General features: G+C 52.6%; 1 protein-coding gene. It reads right to left on the bottom strand.

From position 1 onward, the window contains the following. Positions 1 to 36: 36 nt before the first annotated feature. The gene (locus ACI3UA_RS03815; protein ID WP_439723503.1) at positions 37 to 966 is read right to left on the bottom strand and encodes a 1-phosphofructokinase family hexose kinase; all 930 of its coding nucleotides are present in this window, start codon (positions 964 to 966) and stop codon (positions 37 to 39) included. Between the last annotated feature and the right edge of the window lie 107 nt (positions 967 to 1,073).

The following is a 1,073-nucleotide window of genomic DNA, read 5'->3' as shown; positions in this document are numbered from 1 at the left end:
TCTTATTTTATGTTTTTTGCTTCGTCCTATTTTGTTTTATGCCAGCTGTTCAACCCGGATTTTGGAGAACAGGTCGTCTACGATTTCCTTGCGCACAAAGCCGCTTTCGTCCTCCATGGCGTTGGCCGTGCCGCAAGCAGCGCCCAGGCTGAGAATATCCTCCACAGCCATGCCCCGCTCCAGTCCCACAGCAACGCCTGCCACAAAGGAATCACCGGAGCCTACAGGGTTCTTGCACTGAATCTTCGGCACAGTAATCCTGTACACATGGTTGTTGTAGCCCGCTATGGAGCCCCTCGCTCCCAGTGAAACCACCGGCAGCTTGATGCCATCTGCCATAAAGAGCTGTACCTCTCTTACCACATCCTCATCGGAGGAAACATTCGTCCCCCTGATGGCGCGGATTTCATCTGTATTCGGCTTGACAAAATACGGCTTGGCCGCCATGCCCTTTACCAGCGCCTCGCCGCTGGTATCCAGCAGGAACGGCTTATGCTCCTCCTTGGCCATGCCAATCAGCAGGGCATAAAAATCCTTTGGCAGTCCCTGCGGCATGCTGCCGGAGGCCACTACCACGCTGGCCTTGGCTAAAAGCTCCTTGTATTTTGCCATGAAAGCTTCCTGTTCCTCCGCCGAAATCACAGGCCCCGGCTCAAGAATCTCCGTCTGGGCTCCATCATCGGTAATAATTGCCAGACAGGAACGGGTCTCACCTGCCACCTTGACGAAATCCTGCTTGATGCCGTAATCCTTCAGCTTTTCGCTGATGAACTCGCCGCTCTTGCCTCCCAGATAGCCGGTAGCAATGCAGTCCTCCCCCAGAATCGTAGCCACATTCGCTACGTGCAGGCCCTTGCCCCCCGGAGTGTTATCCACCTCGGCGGCACGCATTACTTCGCCCTTGACCAGATCTGCCATCCGGTACCTCTTATCTACTGAAGCATTCAGGTTTATTACTAAAATCACTTTTCAATCCCCCTCAAAATACTTAAATTTCTATGTTGCTATTATAGCACCCCGAAATTCCGGCATGTTTTCCACTGACGAAAATCTTTTCATAAAAATGGCACGCC

The organism is Anaerovibrio sp. (genome assembly GCF_051866355.1).
Lineage (GTDB): Bacteria > Bacillota > Negativicutes > Selenomonadales > Selenomonadaceae > Anaerovibrio.
The sequence above is the reverse complement of the archived record's forward strand: the minus strand, read 5'-3'. Positions and strand labels throughout refer to the sequence as shown.